This is a genomic window from Bradyrhizobium macuxiense (assembly GCF_007993935.1).
Lineage (GTDB): Bacteria > Pseudomonadota > Alphaproteobacteria > Rhizobiales > Xanthobacteraceae > Bradyrhizobium > Bradyrhizobium macuxiense_A.
The window spans coordinates 55869-69677 of sequence record NZ_VITY01000008.1 but is presented as its reverse complement, the minus strand read 5'-3'; the positions used below and the strand labels follow the sequence as shown (position 1 = coordinate 69677).

Sequence of the window (13809 nt, the reverse complement as noted above, 5' to 3'; positions counted from 1 at the left end):
CGGGAGGACTCTTAGCGATCGAACATGACAGAAATAAATTGGTTACATGATTGTCGTTCGCGGCCTGCCCATCGCATCGCACCAAATCTGTGCAGCCGTCGCCCCGTCGTGTCCGCGAAGCCACGTCAAGGCTTCTTGAGCGAGGCGAACCAGTGACTTCGCACAGCTGTCACACTTCGGATCGATAACCGCAGAACTGCCGGGAGCCGAACGCGACGGTACGTAGCGGACCTTGGCACGGACTGATCCGGGATAGTGTGGCGGGATATAAGGAATGGCCAACGACCTGTCCGTTCGGTTCGTGGATTATCTCCGTCAGAACAATCACCTGACGCCGATCGACGGGGCGGTTGACCGGACCGGGCCGGGTGCCGATGTCAGGCAGTTGAAGCTGTGGGAGGTCACCAGTCTCTCGCCGACCGAATTCGCCGACGAGGCCGCGCGCTTCTTCGCGCTTGGCCGTCTGACGCTCCAGGATATGACCGCGGCCGAGCCGCTGGTCGGCTCGTTCTCGCCGCGCTTCCTGCGCGAGACCATGGTCTATCCGTGCCGGGCGGCCGATGGGACCATTACCCTCGCGGTGGTCGACCCGACCGACCAGGCGACGCTGCGGGCGGCGCAGATCGTGCTCGGCGCCGGCATCGATGTGAAGGTGGCCTCGTCTGAGGACGTCGCCATCGCGCTGAACAATTCCTCCAGCGCCGAGGAGGTCGAGGCCGCCGATGCAACGGCGGCGCTGCCCCGGGAAGACGACATCGAGAGCCTGCGCGATCTTGCCAGCGGCGCCCCGGTGGTCCGCGCGGTCAACGATCTGATCGAGAAGGCGGTCGAGCTTCGCGCCAGCGACATCCATATCGAGCCGTTTTCGGCCGGCCTCATGGTCCGGCTGCGCATCGATGGCCTGCTGCGGCCGGTTGCTGCGCTCTCGGGCGTGCTGCCGCAGGCGGTGGTCTCCCGCATCAAGATCATCGCCAATCTCAACATCGCCGAGCGCCGCCTGCCGCAGGACGGTGCGGCGCGGCTGCGGGCCGGGCGGACCGACATCGATATCCGCGTCGCGATCATGCCAACGCAGCATGGCGAATCCGCCGTCATCCGCATCCTGCCCAAGGATCGCGGCCTGCTGGTGGTCGAAAAGCTCGGCTTCTCCGCGCCCGACGAAGGCAAGCTCCGGCGGCTCTTGAAGCTGCCGCATGGCATGGTCGTGATCACCGGGCCGACCGGTAGCGGCAAGACCACGACGCTGGCGACGATCCTGTCGATCCTCAATGAGCCCAGCCGCAAGATCCTGACCATCGAGGATCCGGTCGAATACGAGCTTCCCGGCGTCAACCAGTCCCAGATCAAGCCGGCGATCGGCCTGACCTTCGCGACCGCGCTGCGGTCCTTCGTTCGCCAGGACCCTGATGTGATCATGGTCGGCGAAATCCGCGACACGGAGACCGCGCATGTCGCGGTGCATGCCGCGCTGACCGGGCATCTGGTGCTGACGACGCTGCACACCGAGACCGCGGCGGCCGCGGTGCCGCGCCTGCTCGACCTCGGGGTCGAAGGTTATCTGCTGCGTTCGGTGTTGCGCGGCGTGATCGCGCAACGTCTGGTCCGGCAATTGTGCGAGCGCTGCAAGACGGCGCGGCCGCTGGCGGCGGCCGATTTCACCGAGGATCCCCGGCTCGCCGCGCTCGGTTTCCGCGCCGAGGAGATCATCCAGGAGCCATGCGGCTGCGAGCGCTGCGGCGGGACCGGCTATCGCGGCCGCCTCGGCGTATTCGAACTGCTCGAACTATCCAACGAACTGCGTGAACTGATCGGAGAGCGAACCGACGGGCTGAAGATCGATACCATGGCGATCCGGGCGGGCATGACCACGATGCTCGATGACGGGGTCGCCAAATGCCGCGCCGGATTGACCTCGCCCGCCGAGATCCTCCGCGTTGCGACCGTGCGGTGACGCCGTGCCCAATTATCGCTATCGCGCTTTGACCCAGGCCGGCGAGATCGTGAACGGCACGATCTCCGCCCCGACCGCGGCCGAGGTGGCGCGGCGGATCGAATATCTCAAGCTGCTGCCGATCGAAACCACCGAGGACAAGCGCGCGTCGGGCGCGGCCGGCGGCCGCAGCCTGTTCGGCGGGCCGAGTGCCGCCGAGGTCACCACCTTCACGCGCGACCTCGCGTTGCTGCTCAAGGCCGGCGCGCGTCTCGACGATGCGCTGGAGCTCTTGTCCGGCGATGCCGATGTCGGCCGGATGCGCCCGGTGGTGGCCAAAATCCGCGCGGCGCTGCTCACCGGCGAGAGCTTTGCCGATGCGGTCGCCGACCATCCGACCTTGTTCCAGCCGATGTACATCGCCCTGGTCCGGGTCGGCGAAATCTCCGGCACGCTCGATTCCGTGCTGGAGATGCTCGGCACCGAGCGCGCGCGGTCCGAGCAGATGCGGCGCAAGCTGACCGACGCCATGCAGTACCCGGCGTTCGTGCTGGTCGCGGCATCCGGCGTGATGCTGTTCTTCCTGCTGTTCGTGCTGCCGCAATTCTCGACCGTGCTCGGTGATTTCGGCGGCAAGTCGGATACCGCGCTCGCCAGCTTCATCGCGCTGTCGGACTTCCTGCGCGCCAACGCCTCGGCGGCAAGCCTGATCAGCGCGGCGACGATTGCGCTCGCCTGGTGGCTGCTGCGGCAGGCGCGGGTGCGCGCCGCGCTGGTCAACGGCATTTCGCGGGTGCCGGGCATCAGCAGCGCCTTCCAGTTCTATCGCGCCAGCCTGTTCTGCCGCAATCTCGGCGTCCTGCTCGGCAGCGGCGTCAACCTCACGGCCGCGCTGCGCATCCTCGTCGACATCATGGCGGTGACCGGCAGCGAGGCGAACTGGACCGCCGCCGCGGACCGCGTCCGTCATGGCGGCAAATTATCCGAAGCACTCGCGGTGGCGGACAGCCTGCCGCCGATGGCGGTCCGCATGCTGCGGCTCGGCGAAGAGACCGGGCAACTGCCGGTGCTGGCCGGGCGGGTGGCGGAATTCTACGAAGCTAAATTGCAGCGCAGCCTGGACCGTGTGGTCGGCATCGTCGGTCCGCTGGCGATCATCACGATCAGCACCGTCGTCGGCGGGTTGATCGTCTCGGTCATGACGGCGCTACTCTCGGTCACGCAGCTAGTCGGTTAAAGCAGAGGTCATCGGTCATGATATCGCGCAACAGCATCATCGAAACATTATCCATGCGAGCGGGACGCGATCGCGTGCGGCCGCAAACGCCAAGGCGTTCGGGCGAGGAGGGCTTCACCCTGGTCGAGATGCTGGTGGTGATCGCGATCATCGGCCTCATCATGGGGCTGATCGGGCCGCGCGTGCTCAACTATCTCAGCGAGTCCAAGGTCAAGACCGCGCGCATTCAGCTGCAGAGCTTCTCCAGCGCGCTCGACCTGTTCTATCTCGACGCCGGGCGCTTCCCGTCCACGGCGGAGGGGCTCGCCGCGCTGGTTCGGCGCACGCCGGGGGTCGCGGCCTGGAACGGCCCGTATCTGAAGGGCGGCAACGTCCCGAATGATCCCTGGAATCACGCCTACATCTATCGCTCGCCGGGCGAGCACGGCCCTTATGACATCGTCTCCTACGGTTCCGACGGCCAGGAGGGCGGCAGCGGCACCTCGGCCGATATCTCGCTCGAGAAGACCACGGCCGCCAACAACGACCAATAAGGATGCATGGCTCGCATGAATGAGGCGGCGCAGCGCGGTTTCACCCTGCTCGAGATGGTGTGCGTGCTCGCCATCATCGCGCTGCTGGCGGCTGTGCTGCTTCCGTTCATTCCGCACCAGACCTCGCGGTCGCGCCTGCAGGCCTATGCGCTGCAGACCGCGACGCTGCTGAAGGCCGATCGAAACGCCGCCATCGAGCGCAGCACCAGCGTCGCGACGCTGGTCGATGCGCCGAGTCGGGTGATCCACTCCGGCGCGTCGCGCATGACGGTACGGATCCCCGATGACGTGCGGTTCGATGCCGTGCTGCCGCAGAGCTGTCAGCGCCGCGCGGCACTGTCGACCATCCGTTTCTTCGCCAATGGCGGTTCCTGCGGCGGCTCCATCGCGCTGACGCGGCTCGATGCGGGATACGAGGTTCGCGTCAACTGGCTCACCGGAAGGGTTGAAATCGTTGCTCGCGACGTCGCCGCCAACTGACCGCGCTGATGCGGGGTTCACCATCATCGAAGTGCTGGTGGCGCTGGCGCTGGTGGCCGTCTCGATCGTTGCGATCGGCGCCGTCATGGGCGTCAAGACGCGGGGCGTCCGGGCCATGGAGCAGCACGTGGCGCTGATGCAGGCGGTGCGGACATTGATGACGGTCGGCATTCCGCCGCGCGCCGAGTTGCAGTCGGGCGCGACGACGGGACAGGCGGAGGGCTACCGCTGGACCATCGAGGTCAGCCCGCTCGGTGGCGACTGGAAAGTCCCTGATGGCAACGCGCCCTGGGCTCCGGAGCTGGTGCGGATTCGCGTCAAATCTCCTGGCGGTGCGCTGTCCGACATTCGCACCGTGCGCCTGATGCCGAGGTCTTCGGAAGGATCCGGGCAGTGACAGCACAGCGAACCAATGAGCGCGGCTTCACGCTGATCGAGATGATCGTCGCGCTGGCGCTGATGGGGCTGCTGCTGTCGGCACTTGCCGGCATCACGGGGGAATGGCTGCCGAGCTGGAACAGGGGGCTCGACCGGATCCAGCGCAGCGAATTGATCGGGATCGCGCTGGAACGGATCGGCGCCGATCTCGCCGCGGCCGAGTTCGTTGCGGCCAACCGCGATACCCACAAGCCGCTGTTCGACGGATCGGAGTTATCGGTGACGTTCGTGCGCACCTCGGTGGGGCCGAATGCGGGCCCGGGGCTCGACGTGGTGCGCCTCGGCGAGACGCGGGACCGCGGCGAGTTCGTCACGGTCCGTTCGCAGGCGCGGTTCACGCCGCTGGCCGACGGGGTGTCGCTGTCGGAACAGGTGCATCTCGGCAGCCCCGTGGTGCTGCTGCGTGCGCCCTATCGGCTGTCCTTCGCCTATGCCGGTGCCGACCGCGCCTGGAAGAGCGCGTGGAAGGATGCCGACCGGCTGCCGGCGATGATCCGGTTGACCGTGCGTGACGCGGCGAGCCAGCGCGTCTTGTCGGTTTCGACCATCGCGCCGGTGCATGTCCAGATCCCGAGCGACTGCACCAAGCCTGACGGCAATTGCGGCGACAAGGGCAGCTCCAGCGTTCCGACCGATCAGGGGAAGACGTGATGGGCGCGCCCGGCAACAGCGGCCGATCGCCGGCCAACCGCGGCTTCGTCATCGTTGCGGTGCTCTGGATCCTGCTGGCGCTGTCGTCGCTGGCGATCATCTTCTCGGCCTATCTTGCCGCATCGGCGCGGGCGCTGGCGGCGAGCGACGTGTCGTTGCAGACCGAGGCGCTGGTCTCGGCCGGGCTCGAGCTCACCGCCTATCAGCTGACGCTGACGGATGAGAAGACGCGGCCGCAATACGGGGCGTTTCATTTCGGGCTGGATGATGCCAGCATCAATGTGAGCTTCACGTCGGAAGCCGGCCGCGTCGACCTGAACTACGCATCGAAGGAGATGCTGATCGGCCTCTTCGTCGTGCTCGGCGCAAGCAAGGATGCCGCCAGCGAATACGCCGACCGGATCGTCGGGTGGCGGACCCGGCCCGCGCCGGGCAGCGAGAATGTCGAGGCCGCGCGCTACAACGCGCTGGGCTATTCGCCGCGGCAGGGGCTGTTCACCCATGTCAACGAGCTGGCGCTGGTCGCCGGCATCCCCGAGGCCTTTGTCGATCGCGTGCTGCCGTTCGTGACGGTGTTCAACGGCAGTCCGGATGTCGATCCGAAGATCGCCGCGCCGGAAGTCGTGCTGGCCATGGATAAGGTATCGGGCAAAGCACAGGACGGTTTCGGGGCGAGTGCTCTTGGATCGAATGTCCTCGGCTCGAATGCGGCCGCGCCGAACGGCCTCGCCGCTGCATCGCAGGGCCCGAACCCGCAGAGTGCGGCTTCGACCGCGCAGAGCCCCTGCTACCGGATCGCGATCGCGATCCGATTCCGCAATGGCCACCGCACCACGTCTGAAGCGGTGATCGCGCTCGGCGACAAGGTCGAGCCTTATCGTGTGTTGTCCTGGCAGAACGACCTTGAACCGAGAAGCCCGGTTCTGTTGCGCGGGAGAGGGTGATGGCAATGCTTGCCGAAGCACGGCAATGGTTCGAGCAATGGATCGGCGCGGTCGCGACTGCCGTTGACGGCGTCGCGGGCAGGTTCATGCGCCGGCGCAGCGTCGCGTTCGACGAGAATGGCGACGGCACGTTCACCGCCCGTCTCGCGGTGTCGAAGGATGGCTCGCCCCTGACGCCGGCGTCGTTCCGGCTCGATCGCGACGCGCCGCAGCCTCCGCTGCCGGCGGACTGGAAGATGGCCCTCGATGGCAGCCGCATCGAGGTGCGTTTGCGATCGGATCACGTCGTCAGCCGCGTGCTCGATTTCCCGAGCCAGGCGGCTGACTTCCTTGACGGGATGATCCGCGCGCAAGTCGACCGGCTGACGCCATGGACCGCCGCCGATGCGGTCTTCGGCTGGGGTTCGCCGCAGCCGATCTCCAATGACCGGATCGAAGTCGCGTTCAGCGCCACTGCAGCAGCCAAGGTCGATCCGTTGATCCGGATGGCCAGGATGCTCGGCGCCGCCTCGGTTGCGGTCACGGCGCCGGCAGTCGGCAGCGACGGGGCCCCGCAGCAGGTGACGCTGCTCGACCGATCGCTGCGCGGCTTTGCCGGGCCTGCGGTCCCGCGGCTGCTGCGTATCGGCCTGGTTTCGACGGCGGCCGCGGCCGCGGTCTGCCTGCTGCTCAACATCTATGTCGGCGGATGGCTGCAATCCGAGCAGGAGGATCTGCAACACCGCATCTCGCAGCGCCGTGCCGCGCTGCGTCTCGATGCCAATGGCGATACGTCCGGTCTCGGCTTGCTGGCCAAGCGCAAGCAGACCACGCCGTCGAGCGTCATGGTCCTGGAAGCGATCTCGCGCGTGCTGCCCGACACGACCTACGTGACGGAGCTTCGCATCGAGGGCAACAAGGTGCAGGTGGTGGGGCTGACCCAGGATGCGCCGTCCCTGATCCGGCTGCTGGAGCAATCGCCGCAATTCACCCGCGCGACGTTCTTCGCGCCGACGACCCGCGCCGCGAATGAATCGGCTGAGCGGTTCCACGTCGAGGCCAATATCTCCGCTTATTTTGGGTCCGGCTCATGAGCGCAACATCCCGATCGCTGACCGCCGTCAGCACCTCGCCACTAGTCGCGACTGCGAGCTATCTCGGCCTGTTCGTGCTGCTGCTCTTTGTCGTCGTCTCGTCGCTCTCGGACGTCATCGGCCTGCGCAGCGATGTCGCGGCATCGGCCGGAATGCTGGAGCAGCTGGAGGGGCGATCGAAGGCGAAGACCGCGCCCGGAGAGGCGGCCATGCCGACCGGCTCGGCCTATCTCGAAGGGGCGACCGTCACGGTCGCCGGTGCCACCTTGCTGCAACGGGTGTCGGGCGCGGTGATCAAGGCCGGCGGCAATGTGCTGTCGACGCAGCTCGACGTTCCCAATGCGCCGGCCAAGGCCGGCTTCATCAGCATGGTGGCAAGCAGCGAGATCGAGCAGGCGCAATTGCAGCAGGTGCTCTACGATCTCGAAGCCGGCATGCCGTTCCTGTTCATCGATCAACTGGTGGTGCAACAGGTCGCCGACGAAGCCGCCAAGGGCGGCGATCCCGGCAGACTGCGCGTGCTGCTTGGTGTCTCCGGACAATGGCGAGGAGCCAAATGATGCGACGCTTCGCTGCGACCATCCTGCTGTTGGCGGTGTCGGCTCAAGCCGCATTGGCCGCCGTGCCTGACCGGTCCGGCGATGCACTGGATGCTGGGTTGCTCGACGAAACCCGTCTGGGTGGGCCGGTGCTGAATTCACCGCCGGCCTCCGAACCGGTGACATCGGTCCGGGTGGCGCCTGCGCCGGAACCGACGCCGCGGCCGCTCAGTGCAAATCCATTATGGGGCGTTCCACTCAAGACGCTGTCCAACACCCGCGATCGCCCGGTGTTCTCGCCGTCGCGGCGGCCGCCGCCTGTCGTGGTTGCGGAGCCGGAGGTCAGCAAGCCGCCGCCGCCACCGCCGCGCAAGGTCGCGACCGAGCCACCGCCGCTGTCGCTGGTCGGCACCATCTCCGGAGATGATGAAAGCTTCGGGATCTTTCTCGATCAATCGAACAAGACTGCACTGCGGCTGAAGATCGGCGACGATTTCCAGGGCTGGAAGCTGCGAACCATCAAGGCGCGCGAAGCCACGATGGAGAAAGACGAGCACGAGGCGGTGCTCACACTACCGCAGCCCGGCGGCGATGAGAGCGGCGAGGCCCGCCTCGTTCCGGTCAGCACCGAGCGGAAGCCTTTGGCCCTGCGACGTCAGATGTAAGGGTAGGTCCCGCAGCAGCTAGTTCAGCGCAAGCCAGTTCTGAAGGGCCGGCGTCAGGAGAAGCCCGAGCGCAAGAAACGGGCCGAACGGGATCGACGTCTGACGCTTCATCTCCTGTCCTGCGAGTTGCAGGCCGCCGGCCACACCAAGTGCCGCGAGCGCCGCGATCAGCAGCACGGTCGGAATTCCCGACGCGCCGACCCAGATCGCCGCTGCTGCAAGAAACTTGACGTCGCCAAGTCCCAACCCGTCCACGTGCCGTAGCGCGAAGTAAAGGCGCTGCAACAGCCAGAACACGATGCCGACGAGGGCGGCGATCGCCATCGCACTGAAGGCGGCTGTTGCACTCTCGGTGACAACGGCGTTTGCAAGCCCGAGCGCTGCGATCGCAAGATTCAGCCAGTCGGGAATGATGCCATGGCGAAGATCGATCAGCGCAACGCTGCAGCAGAGCACGCAAAGCGCGCCATAAGATGCAATGAAATAAACCGCTTCGTGATCGATCTGCATGGTGACGGGACAAGTGTGACGCGAGAACACATTGTGTTGCAACAACTCGCGCGCGTTGAACAGTGCATTTTCATCGATCGGGCGCCGCATAATGCGTTTGCGGGATTGTGATCGTCATCGCCGATGACGAAACAGAAAAGATGCGACAAAAAGTCTGCGCTGTCACAAATCCGCATAGGATACCGACAATAGTTCGCTCCGCTACGCGCCGCGAGCCCTTCGCGGCAGATGAGTGGGTTGACTATGTACAAGATGCGAGTGGCGGCGTGCCTGGCTTTGCTGGCAGCGTCGGCAAACGTGCGCGCCGCGAATGCGGGCGCTCTCGAGGACGGCGCCGAGCGTTATCGGCCGTACCTGATCGAGGGCGTTGGCAGCGCGCTGGCGGGCGCGCGTGCGTTGCGCGAACGCGCCGCTGCCGCGGATCTGCCCGGTGCAAAGAAGGCCTGGTTGTCGGCGCGCGCCGGCTGGGAGCGCTCGGAAGTGTTTACGGCGGGCTTCGTGCCCGAGCTCGATGCGCAGATCGACGCCTGGCCGAACGCCGACAGCGGGTTTCATGCCATCGAGGCAAAATTGTTCGGCGCTGCCAGCACTGACGTTGCCACCGATGCGACCGGCCTCGTCGAGCACCTGGATGATCTTCACGGCAAGCTGAAGGACATCAAGCTGACGCCGCAGGGGCTGCTGGACGGCACGGTGCGGCTCGCCTACGAAGTCGGCGAGAGCAAGGCCGATGGCGGCGAGTCGCGCATCAGCGGCACCTCGCTGGATGACATGCGCAACAATATCGCCGGCATCGACTTTGCCTATCACACGATTTTCTCTGCCGCGCTCAACACGGTGGACGGCAAGCTCGACGAGATGGTGACGAACCGCATCGAGCAGCTGCAGGCGATCGTCGCCACGCCCGATCTGCCTCACGTCAATATCGCCGACCTGCGCCGGACCAGCGAAGAACTGGTCGTCGCGTTGCAGAGCGCCTCGGCAAAGCTCGGGCTGCAGCGTCCGACCCTGGAGGCGCAGGCGCGATGACATCGCTTCGCCTGCGTCTGGCCGCGCTGCTCGCCGGTGTGATCACCGTTGCGCTGCACGGGCATGCGGTGGCGTTTCCGGTCGACGGCGACAAGACCGTGCTGCCAGTCGCGACCGAGCTGAACGAGGATGCGCTCGACAAGCCGCGCGAAGTGTTCCAGTCGGAGCGCACCGGAGCCAAGTCGTATCTGGTCAATCTCGGCGATCTCGCCTTCAATTCGCCGGGGCTGCTCGGCGAGGTGGCGCGGCAGGCCGGCGTGAGCTGCGGCACCTGCCACGTCAACGGCGCCAACAACGCCAAGTTCTTCATGCCGAAGATGTCGAGCCGGCCCGGCACGTTCGACACCACCGGTCCGTTGTTCAATCCGAAGGCCAACAACCTGGCGTTCGACCCCGTGCGGATTCCGAGCCTGCGCGGCACGCGCTACCTTGCGCCCTACGGTGCCGACGGCCGGTTTGCTTCGCTGCGCGACTTCGTCCACAACGTCATCACCAATGAGTTCGCGGGACCCGAGCCGTCGCCGGCAACGCTCGATGCGATCGTTGCCTATCTTCACGACATCGACTTCCTGCCCAATCCGAGCCTCGGTCCTGCGGGGCGGCTGGCCGGCAAGATCACCGACGCGGAGCGCCGCGGCGAAGCGCTGTTCGCAAAACCGTTCCCGCACGATCCTGCGCTCAGCTGCGCGGGCTGCCACGTTCCATCGTCCGGCTTTGTCGATCACCAGCAGCACGATGTCGGTTCGGGCGGATTGTTCAAGACGCCGACGCTGCGCAACGCCGACTTCAACGTGCCGTATTTTCACGACGGCCGGTTCGACAACTACAACCAGGTGGTCGACTATTTCGACCGGACTTTTCACCTCGAGCTCTCGGCGCAGGACAAGGGCGACCTCGTCGCCTATCTCACGGCCGTCGGCGATGGCGTGCAGCCTTATGAACGCGACGGCGCCGGTGCGACGCTGAAGGAGATCACCGATTTTTCGACGGTGCTCGCGACCGCGATTCCTGCCGGGGACAAGGACGTTGTCGCGCTGGCGGTCGATACGATCGGCCGCGAGCTGCGCGAATTGACCGAGCAATATCCCGATCGCAAGAACACCAGCGTGTCGGGCGGCGAGCAGCAGCGCGTGCTTGCGCGCAACGGGCTGAAAGAGCTCGTGCTGACGCTGCGGCGAATCGAGATGGCCGTTGCAGCGGGGCGCAATGCTGACGCTGCGACTGAGTTCAGGAATTATCGCAACCTGATGGCTGCCGCGGTGCCTGCGCTGTTGGCCAGCGCCGAGCCGTGGTCGCTGTTCAATCAAGGCGTGCATGACCAGCATTACGCTGCACTTCGCGAGGTGATGCGATCCAGGCACGTTTCGCATTGATTGACTTGAATCGTCGTGCAATCGCGCAACGCGCCGTTGCGTGGATTGCTTCGTCAATTGTCGATCTTCAGTTGAAAAGTCGAATCGTGGAGCTGCAGCGCGCGGCGGCAGATGTCTTCACAGAAAATCTTTGAACGTTTCGAAATTTCTCGCGCGCTTTCACGTAAGCGAAAAGCATGCGTCATACTGTCGCACTAAGCAGGGCGGGTTGCTAACCGCAAACACCCTGAGGTCGACAATGAGTTTGAATTACAAAAAGTACTGGCGAACCAGCACCGCGCTCTGCATCGCGTCCACGGTGCTCGTTGCGACAGCCGCTTATGCCGCGCACTATCCGGGCGGTCACAGTGATTGGGACAAGCGCCCGCATCACAACAACAAGGCCAATCATGACGCCGCCAAGAACGATCACGATCATGATGACAAGGATCATGGCGACAAGGGCAAGACGGCGTCGCCGATCAAGCACGTCATCATCCTGATCGGTGAGAACCGCGGTCTCGATCACACCTTCGGTATCTACAAGCCGAAGGGCAAGGGGCAGACCATCTCCAACCTGTTGTCGAAGGGCATCGTCAACGAGGATGGAACGCCGGGACCGAACTTCGCGCAGGCGCAGCAGGCCTCGGTGGCTGGCCAGCCGCTGTACTACATCGGTGCGCCTGCTATCTCGAAGTCGCCCTACAACGCCACCAACCTGATGCCGCAGCCGAACACCAACGGCACGCCGACGGCGCAGAGCGACACGGCGCCCCCGTTCAAGACGATCACCGAGGCCGGCGTCGAGAAGGACATGGATCCGGCCGATCTCGACATCCTCACCACCGGCTTCAGCGGCCTGCCGACCGGCGTGCTGGATACCCGCGTTCCCGGCGCCGGTGGTCTGAACGGACCGTTCCCGCTGCAGGGTGAGCAGATCAGCGACGACGATTACACGGGCGACTCGACCCATCGCTTCTATCAGGATTGGCAGCAGGAAGACTGCAGCGCCACCAATGCCACCAAGAAGAACAATTCGGGCTGCCTGAACGACCTGTTCCCGTTCGTGATGGCGACCTATTCGTCGTCGAACAAGAGCATGGCCAACTCGATGGGCTTCTACAACGCCCAGCAGGGTCAGGCCCCGGTCCTGAAGATGCTCGCCGACCGCTTCACCCTGAGCGACAATTTCCACCAGTCGTTCCACGGCGGCACCGGCGCGAACCACTTCATGCTCGGCACCGGCGACGCGGCCTTCTGGAGCGACGGCAAGGGCAATCCGGTGACGCCGCCGGCGAACCTGATCGCCAACCCGAACCCAGTCACGGGCTCGGTCAACCGCTACACCGTCGACGGCAACTGGAGCAACTGCTCGGACGTGTTCCAGCCCGGCGTGAAGCCGATCGTCACCTATCTCAACAATCTGCCGTACGCGGCGGAGCCGAACTGCAAGCCCAACCACTACTACATGCTCAACAACGTCAATCCGGGCTATCTGCCGAACGGCGCGCTGTCGGGCGGTAACAACGTTCCGCCGTCGTCGGTTCGCACGATCGGCGATGCGCTGATGGAGAAGAACATCTCCTGGGCGTTCTATGGCGGCGCGTTCAACGACGCCGTGGCGCTCGCCAATGCCGCGGTTGCCGCCAATCCGTCGAACCCCAACCTCAGCGCCGCTGCGCTCGCCGATCCGGCGCACGCTCTCGGTGTTGCCTACTGCCAGATCTGCAATCCGTTCCAGTATGCGACCTCGATCATGGCCAACCCGGCCGTGCGTCAGGCTCACATGAAGGACACTGCCGATCTGATCACCGCGATCCAGCACAACACGCTGCCTGCGGTGTCGTTCGGCAAGCCGGACGGTCTGCTCGACGGTCACCCGCAGAGCTCGAAGGTTGACCTGTTCGAGGCCTATGTCCTGAACGTGCTCAACGCGCTGGAGAACAATCCGGAGCTGAAGGCTGACACCGCGGTCTTCATCACCTGGGACGAGGCCGGCGGCTACTGGGACTCCGGTTACCAGCAGTCGATCGACTTCTTCGGCGACGGACCGCGCATTCCGACCCTGATCCTCTCGCCCTATTCGACGGGCGGCAAGGTCAACCACAACTACGCCGACCACGTCTCGCTGCTGAAGTTCATCGAACGCAACTGGGGCCTCCAGCCGCTGACGAACCGCAGCCGCGACAACCTGCCGAACCCGAGCTACTCGAAGAACAACGAGTACGTCCCGACCAACAGCCCGGCGCTGTCCGACCTGTTCGACGCGTTCGACTTCAGCAAGCCGGTCTCGTTGTCCTACACCGAGTGATCGAGCTCTCGTCCTGGACGAGGTCTTGAATTTATCCAAGGCCGGCGCCGATCGAACCTTTGGTTCGGTCGGCGCCGTCATGTTCTGCCTGCCCATCAGTCGAACGACCGGGGATAC

General features: G+C 65.2%; 14 protein-coding genes. 13 read left to right on the top strand and 1 reads right to left on the bottom strand.

The annotated features are described in order from the left end of the window. Positions 1-274 precede the first annotated feature (274 nt). Genes FBZ93_RS21465 through FBZ93_RS21420 form a run of 10 tightly spaced genes read left to right on the top strand, consistent with a single transcriptional unit; the run spans position 275 to position 8490 of the window. Positions 275-1951: a GspE/PulE family protein gene (locus FBZ93_RS21465; RefSeq protein WP_146988252.1), complete on the top strand. Its 1677-nt coding sequence runs from the start codon at positions 275-277 to the stop codon at positions 1949-1951. A gap of 4 nt (positions 1952-1955) precedes the next feature. Next, entirely contained in the window at positions 1956-3167 is a 1212-nt protein-coding gene (locus FBZ93_RS21460; RefSeq protein ID WP_146988250.1) for a type II secretion system F family protein, read from the top strand. 53 nt (positions 3168-3220) lie between these two features. Next, positions 3221-3700, top strand: coding sequence for a type II secretion system major pseudopilin GspG (gene gspG, locus FBZ93_RS21455; RefSeq protein WP_167529149.1), 480 nt, complete (start codon positions 3221-3223; stop codon positions 3698-3700). A gap of 15 nt (positions 3701-3715) precedes the next feature. After that, on the top strand, positions 3716-4180 hold the full coding sequence (locus FBZ93_RS21450) for a type II secretion system protein (RefSeq protein ID WP_074130055.1): 465 nt from the start codon (positions 3716-3718) through the stop codon (positions 4178-4180). Continuing rightward, on the top strand, positions 4146-4577 hold the full coding sequence (locus tag FBZ93_RS21445) for a prepilin-type N-terminal cleavage/methylation domain-containing protein (protein WP_244485375.1): 432 nt from the start codon (positions 4146-4148) through the stop codon (positions 4575-4577). The genes FBZ93_RS21450 and FBZ93_RS21445 overlap by 35 nt, the downstream gene beginning before the upstream one ends. Further along, positions 4574-5269 (top strand): PulJ/GspJ family protein, encoded by a 696-nt coding sequence (locus FBZ93_RS21440; protein ID WP_246667585.1) that lies wholly within the window; start codon positions 4574-4576, stop codon positions 5267-5269. Before FBZ93_RS21445 ends, FBZ93_RS21440 begins: the two co-directional genes overlap by 4 nt. After that, positions 5269-6213 (top strand): general secretion pathway protein GspK, encoded by a 945-nt coding sequence (locus FBZ93_RS21435; protein WP_146988247.1) that lies wholly within the window; start codon positions 5269-5271, stop codon positions 6211-6213. The genes FBZ93_RS21440 and FBZ93_RS21435 overlap by 1 nt, the downstream gene beginning before the upstream one ends. Continuing rightward, positions 6213-7286, top strand: coding sequence for a PilN domain-containing protein (locus FBZ93_RS21430; protein ID WP_146988245.1), 1074 nt, complete (start codon positions 6213-6215; stop codon positions 7284-7286). Before FBZ93_RS21435 ends, FBZ93_RS21430 begins: the two co-directional genes overlap by 1 nt. Next, entirely contained in the window at positions 7283-7846 is a 564-nt protein-coding gene (gspM, locus tag FBZ93_RS21425; RefSeq protein WP_146988244.1) for a type II secretion system protein GspM, read from the top strand. Before FBZ93_RS21430 ends, gspM begins: the two co-directional genes overlap by 4 nt. Next, entirely contained in the window at positions 7846-8490 is a 645-nt protein-coding gene (locus FBZ93_RS21420; protein ID WP_246667584.1) for a hypothetical protein, read from the top strand. The genes gspM and FBZ93_RS21420 overlap by 1 nt, the downstream gene beginning before the upstream one ends. An 18-nt stretch (positions 8491-8508) precedes the next feature. On the opposite strand, the gene FBZ93_RS21415 is transcribed toward FBZ93_RS21420, so the two are convergent. Beyond that, positions 8509-9090 carry a prepilin peptidase gene (locus FBZ93_RS21415; RefSeq protein WP_246667583.1) on the bottom strand — a complete coding sequence of 194 codons (582 nt, stop codon included), beginning with the start codon at positions 9088-9090 and terminating at the stop codon, positions 8509-8511. A 153-nt stretch (positions 9091-9243) separates the two neighbouring features. Here FBZ93_RS21415 and FBZ93_RS21410 point away from each other — a divergent pair, with 153 nt between their 5' ends. The 3 genes from FBZ93_RS21410 (at position 9244) to FBZ93_RS21400 (ending at position 13692) form a co-directional block, all read left to right on the top strand. Then, a complete protein-coding gene (locus FBZ93_RS21410) occupies positions 9244-10029 on the top strand; it encodes an EfeM/EfeO family lipoprotein (protein WP_146988240.1) in 786 nt (261 codons plus the stop codon). Further along, complete coding sequence (locus FBZ93_RS21405; protein WP_146988238.1) at positions 10026-11402, top strand: cytochrome c peroxidase; 1377 nt, start codon at positions 10026-10028, stop codon at positions 11400-11402. Before FBZ93_RS21410 ends, FBZ93_RS21405 begins: the two co-directional genes overlap by 4 nt. Before the next feature lie 238 nt (positions 11403-11640). Then, on the top strand, positions 11641-13692 hold the full coding sequence (locus FBZ93_RS21400; protein ID WP_246667582.1) for a phospholipase C: 2052 nt from the start codon (positions 11641-11643) through the stop codon (positions 13690-13692). Positions 13693-13809 lie beyond the last annotated feature (117 nt).